General features: G+C 73.3%; 28 protein-coding genes. 27 read left to right on the top strand and 1 reads right to left on the bottom strand.

Annotated features, from left to right (window positions below; genetic code table 11):
- Window positions 1-134 precede the first annotated feature (134 nt).
- From ACIOHG_RS13915 to ACIOHG_RS13905, 3 genes are all read left to right on the top strand, one after another.
- Entirely contained in the window at window positions 135-1340 is a 1206-nt protein-coding gene (locus tag ACIOHG_RS13915) for a site-2 protease family protein (RefSeq protein ID WP_400949477.1), read from the top strand.
- 44 nt (window positions 1341-1384) lie between these two features.
- Window positions 1385-2350 (top strand): tRNA (adenine-N1)-methyltransferase, encoded by a 966-nt coding sequence (locus ACIOHG_RS13910; RefSeq protein ID WP_400949475.1) that lies wholly within the window; start codon window positions 1385-1387, stop codon window positions 2348-2350.
- A 159-nt stretch (window positions 2351-2509) separates the two neighbouring features.
- The gene (locus ACIOHG_RS13905; RefSeq protein WP_400949472.1) at window positions 2510-3034 is read left to right on the top strand and encodes a hypothetical protein; all 525 of its coding nucleotides are present in this window, start codon (window positions 2510-2512) and stop codon (window positions 3032-3034) included.
- 7 nt (window positions 3035-3041) lie between these two features.
- Here the strand turns inward: ACIOHG_RS13905 and ACIOHG_RS13900 are convergent, their stop codons facing one another.
- Window positions 3042-3329, bottom strand: coding sequence for a ferredoxin (locus tag ACIOHG_RS13900; RefSeq protein WP_111552042.1), 288 nt, complete (start codon window positions 3327-3329; stop codon window positions 3042-3044).
- A 229-nt stretch (window positions 3330-3558) separates the two neighbouring features.
- Here ACIOHG_RS13900 and arc point away from each other — a divergent pair, with 229 nt between their 5' ends.
- From arc to ACIOHG_RS13780, 24 genes are all read left to right on the top strand, one after another.
- Window positions 3559-5325, top strand: coding sequence for a proteasome ATPase (gene arc / locus ACIOHG_RS13895; protein ID WP_400949469.1), 1767 nt, complete (start codon window positions 3559-3561; stop codon window positions 5323-5325).
- A gap of 95 nt (window positions 5326-5420) precedes the next feature.
- Window positions 5421-6932, top strand: a complete 1512-nt coding sequence (gene dop / locus ACIOHG_RS13890) for a depupylase/deamidase Dop (protein ID WP_400949466.1) — start codon at window positions 5421-5423, stop codon at window positions 6930-6932.
- Between the two features lie 97 nt (window positions 6933-7029).
- Window positions 7030-7248: a ubiquitin-like protein Pup gene (locus tag ACIOHG_RS13885; RefSeq protein ID WP_400716540.1), complete on the top strand. Its 219-nt coding sequence runs from the start codon at window positions 7030-7032 to the stop codon at window positions 7246-7248.
- A 190-nt stretch (window positions 7249-7438) separates the two neighbouring features.
- Window positions 7439-8281 (top strand): proteasome subunit beta, encoded by an 843-nt coding sequence (gene prcB, locus ACIOHG_RS13880; RefSeq protein WP_400949464.1) that lies wholly within the window; start codon window positions 7439-7441, stop codon window positions 8279-8281.
- 32 nt (window positions 8282-8313) lie between these two features.
- A complete protein-coding gene (prcA, locus tag ACIOHG_RS13875; RefSeq protein ID WP_400949461.1) occupies window positions 8314-9060 on the top strand; it encodes a proteasome subunit alpha in 747 nt (248 codons plus the stop codon).
- A 106-nt stretch (window positions 9061-9166) separates the two neighbouring features.
- Window positions 9167-10528: a Pup--protein ligase gene (pafA, locus tag ACIOHG_RS13870; RefSeq protein ID WP_400949458.1), complete on the top strand. Its 1362-nt coding sequence runs from the start codon at window positions 9167-9169 to the stop codon at window positions 10526-10528.
- A gap of 87 nt (window positions 10529-10615) precedes the next feature.
- Complete coding sequence (locus ACIOHG_RS13865) at window positions 10616-11605, top strand: FKBP-type peptidyl-prolyl cis-trans isomerase (RefSeq protein WP_400949455.1); 990 nt, start codon at window positions 10616-10618, stop codon at window positions 11603-11605.
- A gap of 114 nt (window positions 11606-11719) precedes the next feature.
- A complete protein-coding gene (locus ACIOHG_RS13860; RefSeq protein WP_400949452.1) occupies window positions 11720-12994 on the top strand; it encodes an FKBP-type peptidyl-prolyl cis-trans isomerase in 1275 nt (424 codons plus the stop codon).
- Window positions 12995-13054: 60 nt separating this feature from the next.
- The gene (locus ACIOHG_RS13855) at window positions 13055-13426 is read left to right on the top strand and encodes an FKBP-type peptidyl-prolyl cis-trans isomerase (RefSeq protein ID WP_033212825.1); all 372 of its coding nucleotides are present in this window, start codon (window positions 13055-13057) and stop codon (window positions 13424-13426) included.
- A gap of 117 nt (window positions 13427-13543) precedes the next feature.
- Window positions 13544-14518, top strand: coding sequence for a helix-turn-helix transcriptional regulator (locus ACIOHG_RS13850; protein ID WP_400949448.1), 975 nt, complete (start codon window positions 13544-13546; stop codon window positions 14516-14518).
- The gene (locus ACIOHG_RS13845; RefSeq protein WP_400949446.1) at window positions 14515-15480 is read left to right on the top strand and encodes a helix-turn-helix transcriptional regulator; all 966 of its coding nucleotides are present in this window, start codon (window positions 14515-14517) and stop codon (window positions 15478-15480) included. Before ACIOHG_RS13850 ends, ACIOHG_RS13845 begins: the two co-directional genes overlap by 4 nt.
- Window positions 15477-15707, top strand: a complete 231-nt coding sequence (locus ACIOHG_RS13840) for a hypothetical protein (RefSeq protein ID WP_400949443.1) — start codon at window positions 15477-15479, stop codon at window positions 15705-15707. The genes ACIOHG_RS13845 and ACIOHG_RS13840 overlap by 4 nt, the downstream gene beginning before the upstream one ends.
- Before the next feature lie 13 nt (window positions 15708-15720).
- Window positions 15721-15876: a hypothetical protein gene (locus tag ACIOHG_RS13835; RefSeq protein ID WP_400949440.1), complete on the top strand. Its 156-nt coding sequence runs from the start codon at window positions 15721-15723 to the stop codon at window positions 15874-15876.
- A gap of 125 nt (window positions 15877-16001) precedes the next feature.
- Entirely contained in the window at window positions 16002-16262 is a 261-nt protein-coding gene (locus ACIOHG_RS13830) for a twin-arginine translocase TatA/TatE family subunit (protein WP_400949437.1), read from the top strand.
- A gap of 91 nt (window positions 16263-16353) precedes the next feature.
- Window positions 16354-17247, top strand: a complete 894-nt coding sequence (gene tatC, locus ACIOHG_RS13825) for a twin-arginine translocase subunit TatC (protein WP_400949950.1) — start codon at window positions 16354-16356, stop codon at window positions 17245-17247.
- Between the two features lie 147 nt (window positions 17248-17394).
- Entirely contained in the window at window positions 17395-18552 is a 1158-nt protein-coding gene (locus tag ACIOHG_RS13820; RefSeq protein ID WP_400949435.1) for an NAD(P)/FAD-dependent oxidoreductase, read from the top strand.
- A gap of 94 nt (window positions 18553-18646) precedes the next feature.
- On the top strand, window positions 18647-18955 hold the full coding sequence (locus ACIOHG_RS13815; protein WP_400949432.1) for a (2Fe-2S)-binding protein: 309 nt from the start codon (window positions 18647-18649) through the stop codon (window positions 18953-18955).
- Entirely contained in the window at window positions 18936-20375 is a 1440-nt protein-coding gene (locus ACIOHG_RS13810) for an NAD(P)/FAD-dependent oxidoreductase (protein ID WP_400949431.1), read from the top strand. Before ACIOHG_RS13815 ends, ACIOHG_RS13810 begins: the two co-directional genes overlap by 20 nt.
- An 83-nt stretch (window positions 20376-20458) precedes the next feature.
- On the top strand, window positions 20459-21367 hold the full coding sequence (locus ACIOHG_RS13805) for a dihydrodipicolinate synthase family protein (RefSeq protein ID WP_400949428.1): 909 nt from the start codon (window positions 20459-20461) through the stop codon (window positions 21365-21367).
- Window positions 21368-21484: 117 nt separating this feature from the next.
- Window positions 21485-22492, top strand: coding sequence for a proline racemase family protein (locus ACIOHG_RS13800; protein WP_400949425.1), 1008 nt, complete (start codon window positions 21485-21487; stop codon window positions 22490-22492).
- Window positions 22493-22539: 47 nt separating this feature from the next.
- Window positions 22540-23919 (top strand): aldehyde dehydrogenase family protein, encoded by a 1380-nt coding sequence (locus ACIOHG_RS13795; protein ID WP_400949422.1) that lies wholly within the window; start codon window positions 22540-22542, stop codon window positions 23917-23919.
- Window positions 23920-24927 carry a proline racemase family protein gene (locus ACIOHG_RS13790; RefSeq protein ID WP_400949419.1) on the top strand — a complete coding sequence of 336 codons (1008 nt, stop codon included), beginning with the start codon at window positions 23920-23922 and terminating at the stop codon, window positions 24925-24927.
- A complete protein-coding gene (locus ACIOHG_RS13785) occupies window positions 24924-25817 on the top strand; it encodes an ornithine cyclodeaminase family protein (RefSeq protein WP_400949416.1) in 894 nt (297 codons plus the stop codon). Before ACIOHG_RS13790 ends, ACIOHG_RS13785 begins: the two co-directional genes overlap by 4 nt.
- A 110-nt stretch (window positions 25818-25927) precedes the next feature.
- Complete coding sequence (locus ACIOHG_RS13780; RefSeq protein ID WP_400949413.1) at window positions 25928-26635, top strand: GntR family transcriptional regulator; 708 nt, start codon at window positions 25928-25930, stop codon at window positions 26633-26635.
- Window positions 26636-26786: the final 151 nt, after the last annotated feature.

Below are 26786 nucleotides of genomic sequence, written 5' to 3'. Positions count from 1 at the left end.
GGCGCACGGGCCGGGGCGCCCGGCGAACAGGTGGGTATAGGAGGGGGAACACGGGGTGCGCCGCCGATCCCGGGGAGAGATCACGTAGCGTACGAGCAGCAGCGGCCGACGGCGGAGACGGCGGAAGGAACAGGGTGAACGACACCGAGGGACGGGCACCGGGGAAGCCGGAGCCCCCCGACAGGGACGACCGGCCCAGGGGCGGCATCCTGATGGGCCGTCCGTTCGGCGTGCCCGTCTACGTCACCCCGTCCTGGTTCCTGGTGGCCGCACTGATCACCTGGATCTTCGGCAGCCGCCTCGCCGACGTGCTGCCCGACCTCGGCGCCGCCCGCTACCTGCTCGCCTTCTCCTTCGCCGTCGCCTTCTACGCCTCCGTGCTGGTCCACGAACTCGCCCACACCGTCGTCGGGTTGAGGTACGAGCTGGGCGTCCGCCGGATCCAACTGCAGTTCCTCGGCGGCATCTCCGAGATCGAGAAGGAGGCCGGGACCCCCTGGCGCGAGTTCTGGCTCGCCTTCGTCGGCCCGCTGCTCTCGCTGCTGCTCGGCGGCGGCTTCTGGCTCGGCCTGCGCGCCGTCCGCCCCGACACCGTCCCCGGCGTGCTGCTGGCCGGGCTGATGGTCGCCAACCTGGTCGTCGCCGCCTTCAACTTCCTCCCCGGCCTGCCGCTGGACGGCGGCCGGATGCTGCGCGCCCTGGTCTGGGGCCTCACCCGCGACCCGATGAAGGGCACCCTGGCCGCCGTCTGGACCGGCCGCGCGCTCGCCGTCGCCGTCGTCCTCGGCCTGCCGATCCTCAGCTCCGCCCAGGACGTCGAACGCTCCACCGCCGAGGCCATGCTGGACGGCGTGCTCGCCGCGATCCTCGGCTTCATCATCTGGCAGGGCGCCGGGAGCGCGCTGCGCAACGCCCGGCTCAAGCAGGTGCTGCCCGGGCTCAAGGTCCGCGAACTGGCCCGCCGCAGCATCGACGTCCCCGCCGACACCCCGCTCGGCGAGGCCATGCGCCGGGCCCGCGAGGCGCACGCCGGCGCGATCGTGGTGGTCGACGGCAGCGGCACGCCGGCCGCCCTGGTCAAGGAGTCCGCGGTCACCGGCATCCCCGAGCACCGCCGCCCCTGGGTCGCCGTCACCGCCGTCGCCCGCGACCTCGAACCCGGCCTCACCGTCCCGGTCGACCTGGCCGGCGAGGACATCCTCGACACCCTGCGCCGCGCCCCCGCCACCGAGTACCTGGTGGTCCGCCCCGACGGCTCGGTCTACGGCGTGCTCTCCCTCACCGACCTCGAACGCCGCCTCACCGCCGCCCTGATGGGACGCCCCGCCGGAGCGAACTGATCATGTGGTCGGGGGAGCCCCCGGGCTCCCGTAGGATGGCCCCCATGTCCGAACCGACCGGTGCCACCCGCCGACGCGGGCCCTTCCAGGTCGGGGACCAGGTCCAGCTGACCGACCCCAAGGGCCGCCACTACACGTTCACGCTCCAGGCCGGGAACCAGTTCCACACCCACAAGGGTATGTTCCCGCACGACGAGCTGATCGGCGCTCCCGAGGGCACGGTCGTCCGCACGACGGGCAACGTCCCGTACCTCGCGCTGCGCCCCCTGCTCCCCGACTACGTCCTGTCCATGCCGCGCGGCGCGGCCGTGATCTACCCCAAGGACGCGGGGCAGATCCTGGCCATGGCCGACATCTTCGCCGGCGCGAGGGTGGTCGAGGCCGGCGTCGGCTCCGGCGCCCTCTCCACCTACCTGCTGCGCGCCGTCGGCGACACCGGCATGCTCGCCTCCTACGAGCGCCGGCAGGACTTCGCCGACATCGCCAAGGGCAACGTCGAACGCTACTTCGGCGGCCCGCACCCGGCCTGGAAGCTCACCGTCGGCGACCTCCAGGACAACCTGGTGGAGAGCGACGTCGACCGGGTCATCCTGGACATGCTCGCCCCCTGGGAGTGCCTGGACGTCGCCTCCAAGGCGCTCGTCCCCGGCGGCCTGATCTGCTGCTACGTGGCCACCACCACCCAGATGTCGCGCACCGTCGAGGCGCTGCGCGAGCACGGCACCTTCACCGAGCCGCAGGCCTGGGAGACCATGGTCCGCACCTGGCACCTGGAGGGCCTGGCCGTCCGCCCGGACCACCGGATGATCGGCCACACCGGCTTCCTCCTGACGTCCCGTCGCCTCGCCGACGGCGTCGAGCCCCCGCTCCGCCGCCGGCGCCCCGCGAAGGGCTCCTACGGCGAGGACTACGAGACCGGCCCCGAGAGCGAGCTGACGCTCGCCGAGCGGGCGGCGATCCGCAAGGCGCAGCGCGAAGCCGCGTCCCACGACGCCAGGGAACTCCCGTAGGCTGACGGCCCACCGCGAGGTCGCCGTGTGACGGCACGTCAGTGCCCGCACGGCGACCTCGCGGTGCGTGCGCTCCCGCTTCGCGCAGTTCCCCGCGCCCCCATCTGCACCTTTCGCAGGGACGTGTGCGAGGATGCGCGGACCGGAAAGGGGTGTGGCGTGGGGATGCGGCATTGGGTGCTGGTCGCGGCGGGGTGCGCGGCCGTCGTGGGCGGGGCGCTGGGGGCCACCTCGGCGACCGGGGCCGTGACGCCGGCCGGCGCGGGCGGCGGGGCCGCCGCGCAGCCGACGGCTCCCGCGGTGGACGTCACCAAGGTCGCCCTGCCGATGGACTGCGGGCCGTTCCTGGCGGCCACCACGCTGAAGACCTCGGCGACGGTCGGCGGCAGCGCGCTGACCGTGGTCGCCGCGCACTGCCAGGCCGACATGGGCACCCCGCCGGACGCGGTGTTCCTGCTGCGCGCCGACTCGCCGAAGCCCGTCGCGCTGCTCACCGACGCCGCCGGGTACACGCTCACCGAACTGGCGATCCGCAGCGACGGCTCGATCCGCGGCAGGGCCCGGGGCTACTCCTCCGACGACGTGCCGCGGTTCGCCCCGGACCTCCAGGTCGACCTGGTCTGGACGCAGAACGGCGGCACCTGGACGAAGACCGAGACCCGGAGCTCCGCCCGCACCGCCTGACGGGGCGTCAGTCCGCGTCCGGCCCGTACACCTCGACGCCGTCCGCCGCCCGGCGGACGTGGATGCAGTCGCCCGGGCAGTCCTTCGCCGAGTCGACCACGTCCTGGAGCAGCGTCAGCGGGACGGGCACCGTCTCGCCGGGCTGCTGGCGCAACTCGTCGTCGGCGCCCTTCACGTAGGCGAGCCCGTCGATGTCGAGTTCGAAGACCTCGGGCGCGTACTGCGCACAGATGCCGTCGCCGGTGCACAGATCCTGGTCGATCCAGACTTCGAGTGCTTCGCCCGTCCCCGCCATTGCCCCTGCCGTTTCTGCGCTCGCCACCCCGCATTCGGGGACATTCCTGTCACGATACATCCGCGCTGCTTTGAACCGTTGGGCGGTGGGCATCTCCTTGTCAGAGGGGAAGCACCCAGGGCGACCGATCGGACACGCCCGACCCACCTTCTGATCACTAAGGGGTTTACACGACCCCGGTCCCAGGTAGGTTTGGGTCGTCCAGCTCCCCCAGGAGGAGGTGAGGACCGTGGCAGCCCAGGATGACGACTACGACCGCAGCGCCGGCAGGCCCGCACGGGGGTCCGACGAGGCCGCGCAGATCTCGTACCTCGAGCAGGAGATCGCCGTGCTCCGGCGCCGGCTCGCCGATTCCCCCCGCAGTTCGAGGATCCTAGAAGAGCGGATCGTCGAGCTGCAGACCGGCCTGGCCGGTGTGACCGCCCAGAACGAGAGGCTGGTCGCCACCCTGCGCGAGGCCCGCGACCAGATCGTGGCCCTCAAGGAGGAGGTCGACCGGCTCGCCCAGCCGCCGGCCGGATTCGGCACCTTCCTCGAGAAGAACGAGGACGGCACCGCCGACATCTTCACCGGGGGCCGCAAGCTCCGGGTCAACGTCAGCCCCAGCGTCGAGCTGGACGAGCTGCGCCGCGGCCAGGAGGTGATGCTCAACGAGGCGCTGAACGTCGTCGAGGCGATGGCGTTCGAGCGGATCGGTGAGATCGTCACGCTCAAGGAGGTGCTGGAGGGCGGCGACCGCGCGCTGGTCACCGGCCACACCGACGAGGAGCGGGTGGTCCGGCTCGCCGAACCGCTGCACGGCCTCAAGCTCCGTCCGGGCGACGCGCTGCTGCTGGAGCCCCGCTCCGGCTACGTGTACGAGGTGGTGCCGAAGTCCGAGGTCGAGGAGCTGGTCCTCGAGGAGGTCCCGGACATCGACTACCGCCAGATCGGCGGCCTCGGCACCCAGATCGAGCAGATCCGCGACGCGGTCGAACTCCCGTACCTGCACGCGGACCTGTTCAAGGAGTACGAGCTGCGCCCGCCCAAGGGCGTGCTGCTCTACGGACCGCCCGGCTGCGGCAAGACGCTGATCGCCAAGGCGGTCGCCAACTCGCTGGCCAAGAAGGTCGCCGAGGTGACCGGCCGGCCGCAGGGCAAGAGCTACTTCCTCAACATCAAGGGCCCCGAGCTGCTCAACAAGTACGTCGGCGAGACCGAGCGGCAGATCCGCCTGGTCTTCCAGCGGGCCCGGGAGAAGGCCAGCGAGGGCACGCCCGTCATCGTCTTCTTCGACGAGATGGAGTCGCTGTTCCGCACCCGCGGCTCCGGCGTCAGCTCGGACGTGGAGAACACCATCGTCCCGCAGCTGCTCGCCGAGATCGACGGCGTGGAGGGCCTGGAGAACGTCATCGTGATCGGCGCCTCCAACCGCGAGGACATGATCGACCCGGCGATCCTGCGGCCCGGCCGCCTGGACGTCAAGATCAAGATCGAGCGGCCGGACGCCGAGGCGGCCAAGGACATCTTCTCCAAGTACCTCAAGGACTCGCTGCCGTTCCACCCGGACGACGTCAAGGAGCACGAGGGCTCGCTGCCCGCGACGGTCGCCGCGATGATCCAGTCGGTCGTCGAGCGGATGTACACCGAGACCGAGGAGAACCGCTTCCTGGAGGTCACCTACGCCAACGGTGACAAGGAGGTCCTGTACTTCAAGGACTTCAACTCCGGCGCGATGATCCAGAACATCGTGGACCGGGCCAAGAAGATGGCCATCAAGGACTACCTCGACCACGGCCAGCGCGGTCTGCGCGTCTCCCACCTGCTCGCCGCCTGCGTGGACGAGTTCAAGGAGAACGAGGACCTGCCGAACACCACCAACCCGGACGACTGGGCCCGCATCTCCGGCAAGAAGGGCGAGCGGATCGTCTTCATCCGCACCCTGGTCACCGGCAAGCAGGGCGCCGAGTCCGGACGCTCCATCGACACTGTCGCCAACACGGGGCAGTACCTGTAGCACGCGAACCACCCCGTCCGGCTGCGGAGCCCCGCCGAGCCCCGCAGCCGGACGGCGCGTCTGCACCGGCAGTACCGACGGGTTAGGAGGGCCGCATGACCGTACGGCGCGTGATGGGGATCGAGACCGAGTACGGCATCTCGGTGCCCGGCCACCCGAACGCCAACGCCATGCTCACCTCGTCCCAGGTCGTCAACGCCTACGCGGCGGCGATGCACCGGGCGCGCCGCGCCCGCTGGGACTTCGAGGAGGAGAACCCGCTCCGCGACGCCCGGGGCTTCGACCTGGCCCGGGAGGTGGCGGACTCCAGCCAGCTGACCGACGAGGACATCGGCCTCGCCAACGTCATCCTCACCAACGGCGCCCGGTTCTACGTCGACCACGCCCACCCCGAGTACTCGTCCCCCGAGGTCACCAACCCGCGCGACGCGGTGCTCTGGGACAAGGCCGGCGAGCGGATCATGGCGGCGGCCGCCGAGCGGGCGCTGGAACTGCCCAACGGCCAGCGCATCCTGCTCTACAAGAACAACACCGACAACAAGGGCGCCTCCTACGGCACCCACGAGAACTACCTGATGCAGCGGGCCACCCCGTTCGCCGACATCGTCCGCCACCTCACCCCGTTCTTCGTCTCCCGCCAGGTGGTCTGCGGCGCCGGCCGGGTCGGGCTGGGCCAGGAGGGCGGCGGGCACGGCTTCCAGATCAGCCAGCGCGCCGACTACTTCGAGGTCGAGGTCGGCCTGGAGACCACCCTCAAGCGCCCGATCATCAACACCCGGGACGAGCCGCACGCCGACGCCGAGAAGTACCGCCGGCTGCACGTGATCATCGGCGACGCCAACCTCTCCGAGGTCTCCACCTACCTCAAGCTCGGCACCACCGCGCTGGTCCTGTCGATGATCGAGGACGGCTTCGTCGCCGTGGACCTCGCCGTCGACCAGCCGGTCCGCACCCTGCACCGGGTCTCGCACGACCCGGAGCTCAAGCACCTGGTGTCGCTGCGCTCCGGCCGCAAGCTGACGGCCGTCCAGCTCCAGATGGAGTACTGCGAACTGGCCCGCAAGTACGTCGAGGACAAGTACGGGCAGGACGCCGACGAGCAGACCCTGGACGTGCTGGCCCGCTGGGAGGACGTGCTGGGCCGGCTGGAGCGCGACCCGATGAGCCTGTCCCGGCAGCTCGACTGGATCGCCAAGAAGGAGATCCTGGAGGGCTACCGCCAGCGCGACGGCCTGGAGTGGGACAGCCCCCGGCTGCAGCTGGTCGACCTCCAGTACAGCGACGTGCGGGCCGAGAAGGGCCTGTACAACCGCCTGGAGGCGCGCGGTCGGTTCGAGCGCCTGGTCACCGAGGAGGAGGTCCGCCGGGCCGTCTCCCAGCCCCCGGAGGACACCCGGGCGTACTTCCGCGGCCGCTGCCTGGAGCAGTACGCCGACGACGTCGCCGCGGCCTCCTGGGACTCCGTCATCTTCGACCTGCCCGGCCACGACAGCCTGCAGCGGGTCCCCACCATGGAGCCGCTGCGCGGCACCCGGGAGCACGTCAAGGAGCTGCTCGACCGGTGCCGCACCGCGCAGGACCTGGTCCGGGTGCTCTCCGGCGGGTAACTTTTCGATCACCACGGGTGAACAATTCCCGGACGGGGCATCATTCGGGTGAGCAGCCAGCGTTGAACGAGAACACCGAACGAGCGGGGTGAGGGAAATGGCGGACAAGGACACCGGCGGCGGCCAGCAGCGGGCCAGTCGCAACTCCGAGGAGGTCGAGGAACAGGCCGCGGAAACCCAGGCCTCGGACGACCTCAAGGAGCGCCAGGAAAAGCTCGGCGACGACGTCGACGCGGTACTCGACGAAATCGACGAGGTACTGGAATCCAACGCCGAGGATTTCGTCCGCGGATTCGTCCAGAAGGGCGGCGAGTGAGCCGGAGGAGAGTTCCTCCCGTTCACCGGTGAACGGGACGGCGAGCGCCGCAGGCGGGCCCGAGCGCGCCTGCGGCGCCGCGTTCCCGGCGACTTCGGAGAACCCTCCCGAGGGACGTGGAACGGGCCCGCGAAACGGGTAGGGTCCGGGGCACCAACCAACTTTCGATCTTCGATCCGGAAGGACACGCGTGGAAGCCAACCTCAGTGGCACCGGGCGTCTGCCGGCCGCCTTCCTCACTCCCGGCTCCTCCTCGTTCCTCGACTTCCTCGACAGCCACGCGCCCCAGCTGCTCCCCGGCCGGCGCGCCCTCCCCGAGGGCCTGACGATCGAGGCCCCGCACGGCACCACCATCGTGGCGGCGGTGTTCGACGGGGGCGTGGTGATCGCCGGCGACCGCCGCGCCACCATGGGCAACGTGATCGCCCAGCGGGACATCGAGAAGGTCTTCCCGGCGGACGAGTACAGCGCCATCGGCATCGCCGGCACCGCGGGCCTCGCGGTCGAGATGGTCCGCCTGTTCCAGCTGGAGCTGGAGCACTACGAGAAGATCGAGGGCGCCGTGCTCTCCTTCGAGGGCAAGGCGAACCGCCTCACCACGATGATCCGCTCCAACCTGGCGATGGCCATGCAGGGCCTGGCCGTGGTCCCGGTCTTCGCCGGCTACGACCTCGAACTCGGCCGCGGCCGGATCTTCACCTACGACGTCACCGGCGGCCGCTCCGAGGAGCGCGGCTTCGCCGCCACCGGCTCCGGCTCGGTGTTCGCCCGCGGCTCGATGAAGAAGCTCTACCGGGACGACCTGACGGCCGATCAGGCCGCCACGCTCGCCGTCCAGGCGCTCTACGACGCCGCCGACGACGACTCGGCGACCGGCGGGCCCGACCTGGCCCGGAAGATCTTCCCGATCGTCTCGCTGATCACCGAGGACGGCTTCCGCCGCCTCACCGAGGACGAGGTCTCCGCGATCGCGGTCTCCATCACCGACCGGCGCCGCGAGCACCCGAACGGCCCGCAGGCCCCGCTGCTCTGAGTCCGCCCCACCCACCCGAAGGGAGACCGGCGGTGTCCACGCCGTTCTACGTCTCGCCCCAGCAGGCCATGGCGGACCGCGCGGAGTACGCCCGCAAGGGCATCGCCCGCGGCCGCAGCGTGGTCGTGCTCACCTACGCCGACGGCATCATGTTCGTCGCGGAGAACACCTCCCGGGCCCTGCACAAGGTCTCCGAGATCTACGACAAGATCGCGTTCGCCGCGGTCGGCCGCTACAACGAGTTCGAGAACCTGCGGATCGGCGGCGTGCGCTACGCCGACCTGCGCGGCTACTCCTACGACCGGGCCGACGTCACCGCCCGCGGCCTGGCCAACGTCTACGCCCAGACCCTCGGCACCATCTTCTCCTCGGTGGGCGAGAAGCCCTACGAGGTCGAGCTGATCGTCGCCGAGGTCGGCCGCACCGACGCCGACGACCAGATCTACCGCCTCACCCCCGACGGCTCGGTGGTGGACGAGAAGAACGCCGTGGTGGTCGGCGGCAACGCCGACTCGATCGGCAGCTACCTCGGCCAGCGCCACCGGTCCGGCATGACGGTCACCGAGGCGCTGAAGCTGGCCGTCGACAGCCTGGCCCGGGACCCGAACGGGGGCACCCCGCGCACGCTGACGCCGGAGCAGCTGGAGGTCGCGGTGCTGGACCGCCAGCGGTTCCAGCAGCGCAAGTTCAAGCGCATCCTGGGCGGCCAGCTGGCCCGCCTGCTCGGTGGCGACGAGTCCGCCGCCACCGAGGAGGAGGGCACCGCCGCCGCCGAATGACCGGCCGACCGCCGGGGCGGCCCCGCGCGCACGCGGGCCGCCCCGACGGACCGTCACCCGCCACCGAGGGGTTCCACCGGGCTTCGAACAGAGAAGAGTCGCCATCATGGACCGCCGAATTTTCGGGATCGAGAACGAGTACGGCGTCACCTGCACCTTCCGCGGTCAGCGCCGCCTGTCGCCGGACGAGGTCGCCCGCTACCTCTTCCGCCGGGTCGTCTCCTGGGGCCGCAGCAGCAATGTCTTCCTGAAGAACGGCGCCCGCCTCTACCTCGACGTCGGCTCCCACCCCGAGTACGCCACCCCCGAGTGCGACGACGTGATCGAGCTGGTCACCCACGACAAGTCCGGCGAGCGCATCCTGGAGGGGCTGCTGGTGGACGCCGAGCGGCGGCTGCACGAGGAGGGCATCGCCGGCGACGTCTACCTGTTCAAGAACAACACCGACTCGGCCGGCAACTCCTACGGCTGCCACGAGAACTACCTGGTGGCCCGGCACGGCGAGTTCTCCCGGCTGGCGGACGTGCTGATCCCGTTCCTGGTGACGCGTCAGCTGATCTGCGGCGCCGGCAAGGTGCTGCAGACCCCGCGCGGCGCGGTGTACTGCGTCAGCCAGCGCGCCGAGCACATCTGGGAGGGCGTCAGCTCCGCCACCACCCGCTCCCGCCCGATCATCAACACCCGGGACGAGCCGCACGCCGACGCCGAGAAGTACCGCCGGCTGCACGTCATCGTCGGCGACTCCAACATGTCGGAGACCACCACGATGCTCAAGGTCGGCGCGACCGACCTGGTGCTGCGGCTGATCGAAGCCGGCGTGGTGATGCGCGACCTGACGCTGGAGAACCCGATCCGGGCGATCCGCGAGGTCAGCCACGACCTGACCGGCACCCACCAGGTCCGGCTCGCCAACGGCCGGGAGGCCTCCGCCCTGGAGATCCAGGAGGAGTACTACACCAAGGCGCTGGAGTTCGCCGACCGCAAGGGCATCAACGAGGGCACCGTCGCCCGGGTGCTGGACCTGTGGGGCCGCACCCTGGAGGCGATCCGCAGCGGGGACCTGGCCGCGGTCGGCACCGAGATCGACTGGATCATGAAGCACCAGCTGATCGAGAAGTACCGGGCCAAGCACCAGATGACGATGTCCAACCCGCGGGTCGCCCAGATCGACCTCGCCTACCACGACATCCACCGCCGCCGCGGCCTGTTCTACCTGCTGCAGAAGAACGGCCAGGCCCAGCGGGTCACCACCGACCTACTGACCTTCCAGGGCAAGTCGGTGCCCCCGCAGACCACCCGGGCCCGGCTGCGCGGCGACTTCATCCGGCGCGCCCAGGAGCAGCGCCGGGACTTCACCGTCGACTGGGTGCACCTCAAGCTGAACGACCAGGCGCAGCGCACCGTGCTGTGCAAGGACCCGTTCCGGTCGGTGGACGAGCGGGTGGAGAAGCTGATCGCCGGGATGTAGCTGTTGGTGCAGCCGGTCCTGACGGGCCGTCGGGGGCGCGCGCCGCGCCTCCGACGACCCGGACGAATCCGGTCATAGGGTGACGGCATGCGTCGAATCGCCTCCCTGCTCACCCTGCCCCTCGCCGCCGCGCTGCTGGTCTCCTGCGGCAGCGGCTCCGGCAAGTCCCCCTCGGCGACGCCCTCGGCGACCGGCACCGCGGCCGCGGTGCCCAGCCCGGTGGCCTCCGCCGCGCCGATGCCCACCCTGGGCGGCGGGGACTTCGGCGCGAAGGCGACCATCACGCTGCCCACCGAGCCGCCGAGCGGCCGGTTCGTGGTGTCGGTGGCGACCGAGGGCTCCGGCGCGACGGTCAACAAGAACGACTGGGTGACCGTCAACTACACGGCCAAGGACTGGACCACCGGCAAGGAGCTGAACAGCTCCTACGACTCCGGCGGCAAGCCGCAGCTGTACCAGGCCGGCACCGGGCAGCTGGTGCCCGCGTTCGACCAGAGCGTGGTCGGCAAGAAGGTCGGCTCCCGGGTGCTGGTGGTGGCGCCGCCCGCCGCCGGGTTCGGCAGCCAGGGCTCCTCGGCGCTCGGCGTCGGCAAGGACGACACCGTGGTCTTCGTGCTGGACGTGATGCAGACCGTCCCGCAGGACTCCGCGGTCACCGGGGCGATGACCCAGCCGCCCGCCACCGCCCCGCAGGTCACCGACAACGGCAAGGCCGCGCCGACCATCACCGTCCCGGCCGGGCAGCAGCCGCCCACCGACCTCCAGCAGTACGTGCTGGTCAAGGGCGAGGGCCCGGAGGTGAAGAGCGGCCAGACGCTGGTGGTCCAGTACACCGGCGTGACCTGGGCCGACGGCAAGCAGTTCGACTCCTCGTGGAACCACGGCGGCGCGCAGGCGCTCCAGGTCGGGGCCGGCAGCCTGATCAAGGGCTGGGACCAGGGACTGGTCGGCAAGACCGTGGGCAGCCGGGTCGAACTGGTGGTGCCGCCGGCGCTCGGCTACGGCGACCAGGCCAGCGGGTCGATCCCGCCGAACTCCACCCTGGTGTTCGTGATCGACATCCTGCAGGCCGTCTGAGAATCCCCCCGGCGACGGGGTGAGGACCGGACTGACCCGCTCTCATGCCGACCTGACATACTGCTGCCCCGTATCAGCGGTACACGCGTCGTCGGGCGAGATGAATGGGGAGTCATGTCTGAGAAAGCGTCGAGCCCGGACGAGGGCGACAAGACCGGGAAGCTGACCTCCGCGGAGCACGAGTCGATCGTGGTCCCCGCGGAGATGCTCACCCAGGCCGGTTGGGCCCCGCCCTCCCCGGCGGCCAGGCCGGCCGAGGCCAAGGAGGAGCCGCAGGTCTTCGCCTCCACCCAGCGCAAGATCGACCTCTCCGAGGCCGGCTACGCCGAGGACCCGGGCAGCTCCGGCCGGCTCGGCGCGATCCTCGGCTCGGTGGTGGCGGTCCTGCTGATCGGCTCCGCGGTGACGATGTACTACGTCAACAAGGACGACGGGAAGCCCGCCGCCAAGGCCGACTCGGCCAAGCCGACGGCCAGCGCCCCGGCCGCGCCGACCCAGCCGCCGGTGCCGCCGATCAAGGACAGCGCCAAGGTGCTGCCCACGGTGGCCGGCGAGTTCGGCTCCAAGGCCACCATCACCGTGCCCAAGGACGCCCCCGACGGCACCTTCGTGGTCAAGGAGCTCTCCGCGGGCAGCGGCCCCAAGGTGGAGAAGGGCAACTGGGTCACCGTCGACTACACGGCGATGGACTGGCAGACCGGCAAGGAGATCCCCGGCTCCTACGAGGGCGACAAGCCGAAGCCGCAGCTGATCCAGGCCGACGCGGGCAAGCTGATCCCGGCGATCGACCAGGCCATCGTCGGCCACAAGGCCGGCAGCCGGATCGTCGTGGTCGCCCCGCCCGCCGCCGCCTTCGGCGACCAGGGCAGCCCCGACCTCGGCATCGGCGCCAAGGACAGCCTGGTGTTCGTGCTGGACATCAAGCAGGCCACCGCGCCCGACGCGGTGCTCTCCGGCGAGATGACCGCGCCGCCGGCCGGCTTCCCGCAGGTGAAGGACAACGGCAAGAAGCCGTTCGACATCACCCCGCCGAAGGACACCACCGACCCGACCGAGCTGAAGAGCCACGTCCTGATCCAGGGCAAGGGCCGCAAGATCGAGTCCGGCGAGAAGGTCGTCGTCCAGTACACCGGCGCGCTGTACAAGGACGGCAAGAAGTTCGACTCCTCGCTCGACCGCGGCCAGGCGTTCAGCTTCGTCACCGGCGGCGGCAACGTCATCGAGGGCTGGGACAAGGGCATCGTCGGCCAGAACATCGGCAGCCGGATCGAACTGGTCATCCCCGCCTCGCTCGGCTACAAGGACCAGGCCAGCGGCTCCATCCCGGCCAACTCCACCCTGGTGTTCGTGGTCGACATCCTGGACGCCGGCGTCGGCGGCGCGGACTGACGGAGCGTCGCCGCGCCGTAGGATGAACCCCGTTCACGCAACCGAACGAGAAGAGCAACCGTGAGCCTGACCAAGCCGGAGATCGACTTCCCGGGCGGCGACGCCCCGACCGAGCTCCAGATCCGCGACATCGTGGTGGGCGACGGCGCCGAGGCCAAGGCCGGCGCGGTCGTCGAGGTCCACTACGTGGGTGTCACCTTCGCCTCCGGCGAGGAGTTCGACGCCTCCTGGAACCGCGGCCAGACCTTCAAGTTCCCGCTCGGCGGCGGCCGGGTCATCAAGGGCTGGGACCAGGGCGTCGAGGGCATGCGCGTCGGCGGCCGCCGCGAGCTGGTCATCCCGCCGCACCTGGCCTACGGCAACCAGTCGCCGAGCCCGCTCATCCCGGCCGGCTCCACCCTGATCTTCGTGGTGGACCTGCTGGGCGTCTGACCTCGGACGCACCGCCGAGCCCCCGGTTCCGCCAGGAGCCGGGGGCTCGGCTTTCACTGGACGTGCCCGTACCGGTACGGTCAGGCGGGTCACCCCCGATCGGAGGAAGGGTCAGCGATGGCGATCGCCAAGGCGGAGCGGCTGATGAACCTCGCCCTGTGCCTGATGAACACCCGGCGTCCGCTCTCCAAGAAGGAGCTGCGCGAGTCCGTCGAGGCGTACCGGGAGGCCTGGCAACAGGGCTCCGAGGACGCCTTCAACCGGATGTTCGAGCGCGACAAGGACGACCTGCGCGAACTCGGCCTGGTCATCGACGTGGACGAGAACGCGATCGACGGCGAGATCGGCTACCTGGCCCGCCGGGACCGCAACCGCCTCCCGGAGATCGCGCTGGACGCCGAGGAGGCCGCCGCGCTGACGCTGGCCGCCCGGGTCTGGCAGCAGGCCAAGATGTCCGGCGCCGCCAGCGGCGCCCTGCAGAAGCTCCGCGCGGCCGGCGTCCCGTTCGCCGAGGACCGCGAGCACGGCGCGCTGGAGCCCCGCATCCCCGGCCGGGAGGCCGCGTTCGAGCCGCTGCTGGTCGCCGCCCGCGACCGGCGCCCGGTCACCTTCGACTACCGCAAGGCCGGCGCCGCCAGCGCCGAGCCGCGCTCGGTCGAGCCCTGGGCGCTGGAGTGCTGGCGCGGCCACTGGTACCTGGCCGGCTTCGACCGCGACCGCGGCTCCGCCCGGGTGTTCCGGCTCTCCCGGATCACCGGCAAGGTCCGCTCCCGGGCCGGCGCCTTCACCGGCGAGGTCCCCGAGCACGTCGACGTGCGCGCCGTGGTCGCCCGGTTCGCCGGCGAGGGCGCGACCGCCGTCGCCACCGTCAAGGTCCGCTCCGGCGCCGCCTACCCGCTGCGCCAGCGCGCCCTGGCCACCCGCCCGGCCGGCGACGGCTGGGACGAACTGGACGTCCCGCACGGCAACGGGCTGGGCGCCGACCTGGCCGAGTACGGCCCCGACGTCATCGTGATCGGCCCCGAGGACCTGCGGGCCGACGTCATCGACCGGCTGCGCGCCGTCGCCGGTCTCGCGGAGGTGCAGGCATGAGCAACGCCATCGACCAGACCCGGCGGATGCTGTCGCTGGTGACGTACCTGCGCGAGCGGCCCGGCGCCGAGGTCGCCGAGGTGGCCCGGGCGTTCGGGATCACCGAGCGCGAGCTGATCGGCGACCTCAACGTGCTGCCGATGTGCGGCACCTCCTTCCGCGGCGGCGACCTGCTCGACATCGACACCGACGGCGAGCGGATCTGGTGGCACAACGTCGACGACGTCGCCCAGCCGCTGCGGCTCGCCGCCGACGAGGCCACCGCGCTGCTGGTCGCCGCCCGCGCGGTGGCCGGGCTGCCCGGCCTGCGCGAGCGCGACCGGCAGGCGCTCACCCGGGCCGTCGCCAAGATCGAGGACGCCGCGGGGGAGAGCGCCCGCTCCGCCGCCCGGATCGGCGTCACCTTCGAGGCCGAGGGCACCGTCTTCGCCGACATCGACCGCGCGCTCAGCGAGGGCCGGCTGCTCTGGCTGCGCTACTGGTCGCACGGCCGCGGCGAACTGACGGAGCGCGAGGTCGACCCGATCCGGCTGGTCACCGAGGGCCACACCTACCTGGAGGGCTGGTGCCGGACCTCCGAGGACCGGCGCACCTTCCGGCTGGACCGGATCGCCGAGATCAAGGTCCTCGACGAGCCCGCCAACCCGCCCCGCCTGCAGCCCCGCGACCTGTCCGCCGGCCTGGTCGCCCCGGCCGCCGACGACCCCGAGGTGGTGGTCGAGGTCGGGCCCGGCGGCCGCTGGGTCGCCGAGTACTACACCCACGACAGCGCCGAGGAACTGCCCGACGGCGGCCTGCGGATCACGCTGCGCTCCGCCGAGCCCTCCGGGCTGCGCCCGCTCGCCCTGCGGCTCGGCCGGGACGGCCGGATCACCGCCCCGCCGCTCCTCGCCGAACAGGCCCGCACCGCCGCGCTCGCCGCGCTGGAGCACTACCGGGACGGACAGGTCTCCAGCACGTGACCGACGGCACCAGGTTCAAGGTGTACTGCTCGCAGTGCCGGGAGAAGGTCGAACTCCCGGCCCCCGAGTTCCGGCTGGCCCTCGGGGCCAGCAAGGAGCGCACCTTCTACAGCTTCACCTGCCCGGCCTGCGGCGCGTCCGTCCGCAAGATCGCCGGGGAGAAGATCGTCGCCGCGCTGACCGAGGCCGGCGTGCACACCATGCGGCTGCTGCCGGTGGACGGATAGGGAGGCTCCGCGCGTGAACTGGACCCTGGTCGGGGCCGTCCTGCTGTCCACCGCCGGGCTGCTGGTGCTCGGCGTGCTCGCGCTGCGCCTGTGGCTGGACGCCCGGGCGCTGGCCCGGGAGATCGACGGCGCGGTCACCGCCCTGCAGCGGGCCGGGGACAGCGGCTGAGCTGCGCGGACCCACCGGTATCCGATCGTTGGGTACCGGGTTCCCGGCGCGACACCCCGAGCGGCTACCATCGCCCGCAGAGGGGGAGTCCTGCCTCCCGGACTACAGGAAGGCGGTGCTCCCCGATGCGGCTGCTGTCACCCGGATCGCTGCTGCTGGTCGCGGTCCTCGCCGTGCTGCTGTTCGGCGGCAAGCGGTTGCCCGAGGCGGCCCGCGCGCTCGGCCGCTCGCTGCGCATCCTGAAGAGCGAGGGCAGGGCGCTGCGCCGGGAGTTCGACGCCGGCCGGGAGGCGCCCGCCGCTCCCGCCCCCGCGCCGCCGGCCGCCGAGGCCGACCGGGTGGTCAAGGCCGCCCCGGGCGCGTCCCGCACCGACCGGGCCGCCTGAACCGCGGCCCGCCCCACTCCGACCACCTGCGCACGATTCGAGGACCGGGTTGAGCAAGACGACCAAAGCGCCCAAGGACCCTGAGGGGCGGATGGCGCTCGCCGACCATCTGCGCGAGCTGCGCAACCGGATCGTCAAGGCGCTGCTCGCGATCATCGTGTTCACGATCGTGGCGGCGTTCTACCACAAGAAGCTGCTCGACTTCCTGATCGCGCCGCTGCCCGCCTGCGGGCCGGACGGGAAGCCCCCGGCCGGGATGGACCACTGCGCGCAGATCTCCAACATCGGCCTGACCACGCCGTTCACGGTCATGCTGAAGGTCAGCCTCACCGCCGGCGTGGTGGCCGCCACCCCGGTCTGGCTGTACCAGCTGTGGAAGTTCGTCTCGCCGGGCCTGCACCAGCACGAGCGGCGCTACTCGGTGAGCTTCCTGGTCGTCGGCACCCCGCTGTTCCTGGCCGGCGCGGTCCTCGCGTACGTGGTCATGCCGGTGACGGCGCAGATGCTGATCAGCTTCATCGCGGACGGCGTCACCTCGATCGTGCCGGTGGAGGACTACCTCGACCTGATCACCCGCATGGTGCTGGTGTTCGGCGCGGGCTTCGAGCTGCCGCTGTTCCTGGTCATGCTGAACCTGGTCGGGGTGCTCACCGGCAAGCGCCTGCTGGGCTGGTGGCGGGCGATGGTGATGGGCATCACGGTGTTCGCCGCGTTCGCCACGCCGTCCGCCGACCCGCTCTCGATGCTGGCGCTGGCCGCGCCGATCTGGGCGCTGTACTTCATCGCGGTGGGCATCGCGCTGCTCAACGACAAGCGCAAGCTGGCCCGGAACCCGGACGCGCTGCTGGACGACGAGGAGGCTTCCCAGGTCGACCTGACGGTCGAGGAGGTCGAGGGCGCCGAGTCGGTCGGCGGGGTCGAGGCGGTGCAGGCGTCCGCGCCGGTGCCGGCCGCCCGCCGGGACCAGATCGACGACATCACCTGATCCTCCGCCCCGCCCTGCGGACGGCCCCGGACCCCAGCGGTCCGGGGCCGTTCCGCGTTCCCGGGCCGCTGCGGGCGGGGCCGGCCGGGTTGATCGCCGCTGGTGGGGGGCTTGCCGGAGATTCGAGCCATGTGACATATTACTGATGTGCTCAAGCGAACCCCCTACGACGTCGTGGTGGTCGGCGCCGGCGTGGTCGGCGCGGCCTGCGCCTACTACGCCGCCCGGGCCGGGCTGAAGGTCGCCGTGGTGGACCGCGGACCGGTGGCCGGCGGCACCACCGGCGCCGGCGAAGGCAACCTGCTGGTCTCCGACAAGGAGCCCGGCCCGGAACTCGACCTCGCCCTGCTCTCCACCGGCCTCTGGCAGGACCTCGCCGCCGAGTTCGGCGACCTGGTCGAGTACGAGCCCAAGGGCGGCCTGGTGGTCGCCGCCCGGCCCGCCGGCCTGGCGGCCCTGCACGGCTTCGCCGCGAAGCAGCGCGCCGCCGGGGTGGCGGCCGTCCCGGTCGCCGCCGACGACCTGCGCACCTTGGAGCCGCACCTCGCCCCGGACCTGCCCGGCGGCTACCTGTACCCGCAGGACGCCCAGGTGCAGCCCGCGCTGGCCGCCGCCCACCTGCTGCGCGCCGCCGGCGCCGACCGGTACCTCGGCGAGGCCGTCACCGCGCTGCGCCGCGGCCCCGGCGGCGCCGTCACCGGCGTCGTCACCGACCGCCGCGAACTCGCCGCGCCCGCCGTGGTCAACGCCGCCGGCACCTGGGGCGGCGAGCTCGCCGCGCTGGCCGGGGTCCGGCTGCCGGTGCTGCCCCGGCGCGGCTTCGTGCTGGTCACCGAGCCGCTGCCGCGGATCGTCCGGCGCAAGGTCTACGCCGCCGACTACGTCGCCGACGTCGCCTCCGGCTCCGCCGACCTGCAGTCCTCCGCCGTGGTCGAGGGCACCCCCGCCGGGCCGGTGCTGATCGGCGCCAGCCGCGAACGGGTCGGCTTCGACCGCACCCTGAACCCCGAGGTGCTGCACCGGCTGGCCGCGCAGGCCGCCGCGCTCTTCCCGGTGCTGCGCACCGTCCAGGTGCAGCGCAGCTACCGGGGCTTCCGCCCCTACCTGCCCGACCACCTGCCCGCGATCGGCCTGGACGGCCGGGTGCCCGGCCTGTACCACGCCTGCGGGCACGAGGGCGCGGGCATCGGCCTGGCGCCCGCCACCGGACTGCTGATCAGCCGTCAACTCACCGATACGGAGCCGGAGTTGGACCTGGCGCCGTTCCGCCCCGAGCGCTTCGAGGGCCGGGAGGACGAGGAGTGAGCGCGCACCCGCCCCGCCCCGGCACCCAGTCGGACGTCCGGTTCGATGTCCGGTCCGCCGTCCGGTTCGAAGCACGCGAAGGCAAGGAGTAGCCGTGGACCCGCTCGACCTGGTGGGCGCCGAACCCGGCCCCGCCCGCACCGTCCTGTTCGACGGCCGCCCGGTGCCCGCGCTGCCCGGGCAGACGCTGGCCGCCGCGCTCTGGGCCGACGGCGTGCTCGCCTGGCGCACCACCCGGGTCGGCGGCCGCCCGCGCGGCGCGTTCTGCGGCATCGGCCAGTGCTTCGACTGCCTGGCCACCGTCAACGGCCGCCCCAACCAGCGCCTGTGCCTGCTGCCCGCCGAGCACGGCGACACCGTCACCACCCAGGAGGGCCACGGCCATGCCGACCTCGACGTCTGAGCCCGGCCGCTACGACCTCGCGGTGGTCGGCGCGGGCCCGGCCGGACTGGCCGCCGCCGACGCCGCCGCCCGCCTCGGCCTGCGGGTCGCGCTGGTGGACGCCGGGGCCCGCCTCGGCGGCCAGTACTACCGGCACCCCGCGCCCGAACTCGGCGCCGCCCGCCCCGACCGGCTGCACCACGGCTGGGCGGCCTTCGCCCGGCTGCGCGAGCGGATCGGGGCCAGCCCGCTGGTCGACCACCTCGCCGGGCACCACGTCTGGGCCGCCGAGGCGGGCGACGGCGACCGGCCCTGGCGGCTGCACGCCACCCGCGGCCCCGGGGCCGGGGACCGGGCCACCGTCCGGGCCCGCGCCGTCCTGCTGGCCACCGGCGCCTACGAGCGGCAGCTGCCCTTCCCCGGCTGGACGCTGCCCGGCGTGGTGACCGCGGGCGGCGCGCAGGCGATGCTCAAGTCCGGCCTGGTACTGCCCGGCCGCCGGATCGTGGTGGCCGGCAGCGGCCCGCTGCTGCTGGCCACCGCCTCCTCGCTGGTCGCCGCCGGGGCCGAGGTCCCGGCGATCGTCGAGGCCACCTCCTACCTCGGCTACGTCCGCGGTGCGGCCGTGCTGGCCGGGAACCCGGCCAAGCTCGCCGAGGGCGCCGCGCACGGCGCCCGGCTGCTGCGGCACGGCGTGCGGCTGCGCCGTTCCAGCGCCGTGGTCGAGGCGCACGGCACGGACCGGGTCACCGCCGTCACGGTGGCCCGGCTGGACGCCCGCTGGAAGCCGGTGCCCGGCACCGAGCGGCGGATCGCCTGCGACGCGCTGGCGATCGGCCACGGGCTGGTCCCGCAGCTGGAGCTGGCCGTCGAGCTGGGCGCCGCCACGGTGGCCGGGCCGGACGGCGCGGTCGCCCTGGAGGTGGACGCGCAGCAGCGCACCAGCGTGCCCGGGCTGTGGGCGGCGGGGGAGACCTGCGGCGTCGGCGGCGCCGACCTGGCGCTCGCCGAGGGCGTGCTGGCGGCCCACTCGGTGGCCGGACAGCCCGCTCCCACACGGGAGTTGACGGTCCGTCGGCGGCGGCGCGGATTCGCCGCGCTGATGGCCGCGGCGCACGCCCCCGGGCCGGACTGGACCGGTTGGGTCACCGACGACACCGACGTCTGCCGGTGCGAGGAAGTCCCGGCCGGGGCGATCCGGACGGCCGTCGCGGAGCTGGGCGCGGCCGACGCCCGCACCGTCAAGCTGCTCACCCGGGCCGGCATGGGCTGGTGCCAGGGCCGGATGTGCGGGCCCGCGGTGGCCTGCCTGTCCGGCGGCCCGACCGGTCGGCCGGACAGCCGTCCGCTGTCCTGCCCGGTGCCGCTGGCGCAGCTGGCGGAGCTGTCGGAGCTGTCGAGGCTGCCGGAGCTGTCGGGGTCCTCCGGGTCCGAGCAGTAGTCCCGGTACGGGCGGTGGGGCCCCTTGTGCACCTCCGTCGCCTGTTTATAAAATGTCACACATCATATCGAGGGAGATCCCCCATGACCCGCACCCCCCACGACTCCGCCCGTCCCTGGCGCGGCATCATGGTCGCCACCACCCTGCCGTTCCGTGACGACCTCACGGTGGACTACGACGCCTACGCGGAGCACGTCCGCTGGCTGATCGACAACGGCTGCGACGGCGTCGTCCCCAACGGCTCGCTCGGCGAGTACCAGACCCTCACCCCCGAGGAGCGGGCCAAGGTCGTCACCACCGCCGTCGAGGCGGCCGGCGACGGCGCTCGCGTGATGCCCGGCGTCGCCGCCTACGGCAGTGCCGAGTCCCGCCGCTGGGCCGAGCAGGCCGCCGAGGCCGGCGCCGGGTCGGTGCTGCTGCTCCCGCCGAACGCCTACCGCGCCGACCGCGCCGCGGTGCGCGCCCACTACGCCGAGGTCGCCGGGGCCGGCGTGCCGGTCGTCGCCTACAACAACCCGATCGACACCAAGGTCGACCTGGTCCCCTCGCTGCTGGCCGAGCTGCACGCCGACGGCTCGATCGTCGCCGTCAAGGAGTTCTCCGGCGACGTCCGCCGCGCCTACGAGATCGCCGAGCTGGCCCCCGAGCTGGACCTGCTGATCGGCGCCGACGACGTCCTGCTGGAGCTGGCGCTCGCCGGCGCCGTCGGCTGGATCGCCGGCTACCCGAACGCGCTGCCCGCCGCCAGCTCCGAGCTGTACCACGCCGCCGTCTCCGGCGACCTGGCCACCGCCCTGCCGCTGTACAGGTCGCTGCACTCGCTGCTGCGCTGGGACTCCAAGACCGAGTTCGTGCAGTCCATCAAGCTCTCGATGGACATCGCCGGCCGCCCCGGCGGTCCGACCCGCGCCCCGCGCCTGCCGCTGGTCCCCGAGATCGAGGCCGCGGTGCGCGCCGCCACCGAGAAGGCGCTCGCCGACGGCCACCGGTAGCGGCGCGGCGGCGGTGCGGTCCGGCCACGGGGGAGCCGGCCCGCACCGCCCGCCCCCGACGACCCGCCAGCCCGGCCGTCACCCCGGCCGTCACCCCAGGCAGGAGAGAGCACCGCGATGCGGACCCGTCACGTCTTCCACGCCGTCGACTCGCACACCGAGGGCATGCCCACCCGGGTGATCACCGGCGGCTTCGGCACGATCCCCGGCGCCACCATGGCCGAGCGGCGCACCCACTTCCAGGAGCACCTGGACCACTTCCGCACCCTGCTGATGTACGAACCGCGCGGGCACGCGGCGATGAGCGGCGCGATCCTGCAGCCGCCCACCCGGCCCGACGCCGACTTCGGCGTGCTCTACATCGAGGTCTCCGGCCTGCTGCCGATGTGCGGCCACGGCACCATCGGCGTCGCCACCGTGCTGGTCGAGACCGGCATGGTCCCGGTGGTCGAACCGGTCACCACCGTCCGCCTGGACACCCCCGCCGGACTGGTGGTCGCCGACGTCCGGGTGCAGGACGGCGCGGCCGTCGGCGTCACCCTCCGCAACGTCGCCTCCTACTGCGTCGCGCTCGACCGCAAGCTGGAGGTGCCCGGGTACGGCACCGTCACCTACGACCTCGCCTACGGCGGCAACTACTACGCGATCCTGCCGCTGGAGCAGTTCGGCCTGCCGTTCGAGCGCTCCCGCAAGGACGAGATCCTGGCCGCCGGCCTGGCCATGATGGACGCGGTCAACGCCTCCGACGAGCACCGCCCCGTGCACCCCGAGGACCCGACCATCCACGGCTGCCACCACGTCCAGCTGCTCGCGCCCGGCTCGGACGCCGTGCACTCCCGGCACGCGATGGCGATCCACCCCGGCTGGTTCGACCGCTCCCCGTGCGGGACGGGCACCTCCGCGCGGATGGCGCAGCTGCACGCCCGCGGCGAGCTGGCGATCGGCGCCGAGTTCCGCAACGACTCCTTCATCGGGACGACCTTCCTCGGCCGCCTGGTCGAGGAGACCACCGTCGCCGGCCTGCCCGCCGTCGTCCCGACCGTCACCGGCCGGGCCTGGGTGACCGGTACGGCGCAGTACTTCCTCGACCCGACGGACCCGTTCCCGGCCGGCTTCCTGCTCTGAGCGCCCCGCCGCCTCCCGCCCCGCCCCCTGTGAAAGGTTTTCCGAACATGAGCACCATCGACTCGTACAACCCGGCCGACCCGGAGGACCTGGTCGCCTCGGTCCCCGCGGTCGGGGCCGACGGCGTCGCGGCGGCGGTCGCGGGCGCGCGGGAGGCGCAGCGCGCCTGGTGGGCGCTGGGGGCGGCCGGGCGGTCGGCCGCGCTGACCCGGGCCGCGGCGGCGATCGAGGGCGCGGCGGAGGAACTGGTCGCCCTGGTGGTGCGGGAGGTCGGCAAGCCGGTCGCCGAGGCCCGCGGCGAGGTCGCCCGGACGGTGGCGATCTGGCGCTACTACGCGCAGGCGCCGTTCGAGGCCGTCGGCGAGGTGCACGAGCCCGCCGCCGGGCAGGGCCTGCTGCTGACCCGCCGCCGCCCCTACGGCGTGGCCGGGCTGATCACGCCGTGGAACTTCCCGCTGGCGATCCCGACCTGGAAGGCCGCGCCCGCGCTGGCCGTCGGCAACGCCGTGGTGCTCAAGCCGTCCTCCGAGGCGGTGGCGTGCGCGCTGCGGCTGGCCGAGCTGGCGGGCCTGCCGGAGGGCGTGCTGACGGTGGTGCCGGGCGGCGCCGCCGAGGGGACGGCGCTGATCGAGGGCGTCGACGTGGTCTCGTTCACCGGCTCGACCTGGGTGGGCCGCTCGGTGATCGCCGGCGCGACCGAACGCGGCATCCCCGTGCAGTCCGAGATGGGCGGCCTGAACGCCGCGCTGGTGCTCCCCGACGCCGACCTCGCGCAGGCCGCCGCGCACCTGGCCAACGCCATCGCCGGGTACGCGGGCCAGAAGTGCACCGCCACCAGCCGGGTGATCGCGGTCGGCGACGCCTACGAGCCGCTCGCCGAGGCCCTGGCGAAGGCACTCGCGCAGACCCCGGCCGCCGACCCGTCCGCCCCGGCCACCGCCTGCGGCCCGGTGATCAACCGGCAGGCGCTGGAGCGGCTGACCGACGCGATCGACACCGCCCGGGCGGGCGGCGCCACCGTGCTGGCCGGCGGCGCCCGGGCCGAGCGGGCGGGCTGGTTCCTGGAGCCGACCCTGGTCGAGGACGTGCCCGCCGGGCACCCGCTGCTGACCGAGGAGTTCTTCGGCCCGGTCGCCGTGCTGCTGCGCGCCGCCGACCTGGACGAGGCGGTCGCGCTCGCCAACGACACCCGGCACAGCCTCTCCACCTCCGTCCACTCGCGCAGCCTGGACGTGGCGCTGGCCGCCGCGGACCGTCTCGACGCGGGCATGATCCGGATCAACGCCCCCTCCAGCGGCGTCGACTTCCACCTGCCGTTCGGCGGCGCCAAGGGCGCCTCGTACGGCGCGCGCGAGCAGGGCCGGGCCGTGCTGGACTTCTACACCGCCTCCCGCACCGTCAGCGTGCTGCCCGCCGGGGAGTACTGAGTGAACGTCACCACCACCGACTACCACACCGCCGGCGAGCCGTTCCGGATCGTCACGGGCGGCCTGCCGCCCGTCCCCGGCGACAGCGTCGCCGAGCGCCGCTCGATCGTGATCGGCGCGGGCGGCCGCGCCACCGCGCCGCGCCGCAGCGCGCTCGACGACGTGCGCCGGCTGCTGACCCGCGAACCGCGCGGGCACGCCGGCATGTACGGCGGGTTCCTCGTCCCCGCCGACGACAGCGAAGCCCACTTCGGGGTGCTGTTCTGGCACAAGGACGGCTACTCGACGGCCTGCGGCCACGGCACCATGGCGCTCGGCGCCTGGGCCGTCGACTCCGGCCTGGTCGCCGCCCCCGAGGACGGCACCGCGCTGGTGCGGATCGACGTCCCCTCCGGCCGGGTGAGCGCCACCGTGCACCGCAGCGGCGGCCGCACCACCGCCGTGACCTTCCGCAACGTGCCGACCCGGGTGCTCGCCCGCAAGGTGGAGCTGACCGTCGCCGGGAGGACCGTCGCCGTCGACCTGGCGCACTCCGGCGCGGTCTACGCCTCGCTGCCCGCCGCCGCCCTCGGCCTGTCCGTCGTCCCCGACCGGCTGCCCGAACTGACCGCCGCCGGACGGGAGATCCGGGCCGCCCTGGAGGGCCACCGGGCGCTGGCCGGCGACCGCGACGGCGTCTACGGCGTCATCCTGTACGACGAACTGCCCGACACGCCGACCGGCCCGCACCAGCGCAACGTCACCGTCTTCGCCGACGGCCAGATCGACCGGTCCCCGTGCGGCTCCGGCACCTCCGCCCGGCTCGCCCTGCTCGCCGACGAGGGCGCCCTCGGCGCCGGGCGGACGCTGCGCCACGACTCGGTCATCGGCACCGTCTTCACCGGCCGGGTCCGCGAGCGGCAGGGCGACGGCGTGGTCACCGAGGTCACCGGCACGGCCCACCGCACCGGCGAGCACCGCTTCGTCCTCGACCCCGAGGACACCCTGGGAGCGGGGTTCCTGCTGTGATCGGCCCGCTGGAGCTGACGCTCGACCACCCGGCGGCCGTCGCCGCGCTGGAGGCGGTGCTGCGCGGCGGGCTGGACGTGGAGAGCTGCCCGCCCCGCTCGGCGGTGCCGGTCCCGGCCGGGGAACTGCTGCTGATGCCCGCCGCGGCCGGCGGGTTCGCGGGCGTGAAGATCGCCGGCGTCGCCCCGGCCAACCCGACGGTCGGACTGCCCCGGATCACCGGCTCCTACCTGCTGCTGGACGGCCCGACGCTGCAGCCGCTGGCCCTGCTCGACGGGGCGGCGCTGACGGCGCTGCGCACCCCCGCCGTGACGGCGCTGGCGCTGCGCGCGCTGGCCGCGCCCGACGCCCGGCACCTGGTGGTGTTCGGCGCCGGGCCGCAGGCGCTCGGGCACCTGGCGGCGCTGCGCGCGGTGCTGCCCGCGCTGGAGCGGGCCACCGTGGTGTCCCGCCGCCCCGGCCCCGCCGCCGCGGCGGTGGCGTACGCGGCCGCGCTGGGCCTGGCGGCCGAGGCCGGCGGCCCGGAGGCGGTCGCCGGGGCGGACGCGGTGGTGTGCTGCACCACCGCCCGCACCCCGCTGTTCGACGGCCGGCTGGTGCCGGACCGGGCGGTGGTCGCGGCGGTCGGTTCGCACGAGCCGGACGCCCGCGAGGTGGACGCCGAACTGGTGGGCCGCGCCGACCTGTTCGTGGAGGCGCGGGCGGTGGCGCTGCGCGAGGCCGGGGACCTGCTGATGGCCGGTGCCCCGGCCGAACGGCTTGCTAATCTGTCCGAACTGGTCACCGGGGCGGCCGCGGTCCGCCATGATCGACCCAGGTTCTTCAAGAGCGTCGGCATGGCCTGGCAGGATCTGGCGGTGGCGGCGGCCCAGTACGAGCGGCAGCACTGACGGGCGGCGCGGGGACCCCGCGCACCCACAACCACCGCCGTGCGCCGGGCATTCACTCTCCGCAACGTGACATTGTACAATCGGGGTCCTCGAACCCCCGGAGGAACACCATGGCCGACCTGAAGCCCCGCAACCTCATCTCCGTCCAGGAGCGGCTGCGCGACCAGGTCGCCCACGCCCTGCGCGCCGCCCTGATCTCCGGCGAACTGCGCCCCGGCGTGGTCTACTCCGCCCCGGCGCTGGCCGCCGACTTCGGGGTCTCCGCCACCCCGGTCCGCGAGGCGATGCTCGACCTGGCCCGGGAGGGCCTGGTCGAGGCCGTCCGCAACAAGGGCTTCCGGGTCACCGAACTCAGCGAGCGCGACCTCGACGAGTTCACCGAGATCCGCGCCCTGATCGAGGTCCCCACCGTCGGCCAGGTCGCCCGCACCGCCACCGCCGAACAGCTGGAGGCGCTGCGCCCGCAGGCCGAGGCGATCGTCGCCGCCGCCCGCAAGCACGACCTGATCGGCTACCTGGAGGCCGACCGCCAGTTCCACCTCGACCTGCTCGCGCTGGCCGGCAACGCCCGCCTGGTCGAGACCGTCGGCGACCTGCGCAAGCGCTCCCGCCTGTACGGCCTCAACCGGCTCGACCAGCGCGGCGAACTCGTCACCTCCGCCGAGGAGCACCTGGAACTGCTCGACGTCCTGCTCACCGGCGACGCCGCGGCCGCGATGGCCTGCATGACCCGCCACCTCGGCCACGTCCGCCACCTGTGGGCCGCCGACGCGCAGGCCGCCGAGCCCGACACGGCGCTGCGGCTGCCCAGCCGCTGACGCTCCGTCAGGACGGTCGAGGCCCTGCTCCCTTCCGGCCACCACCCGCCGGTCCTCCTGCTGCGCCCGTGCTTCCCCGGGGCACCGACCCGGGCCGGCCCGGCCCCGGCGAACTCCGCGCCCGGTGCGGTGCGCGGTTGCGGGCACACTG

Origin of the sequence: Kitasatospora sp. NPDC088134, from assembly GCF_044741705.1 — a bacterium.
In the GTDB taxonomy this organism is placed as follows: domain Bacteria; phylum Actinomycetota; class Actinomycetes; order Streptomycetales; family Streptomycetaceae; genus Kitasatospora.
The sequence above is the reverse complement of the archived record's forward strand: the minus strand, read 5'-3'. Positions and strand labels throughout refer to the sequence as shown.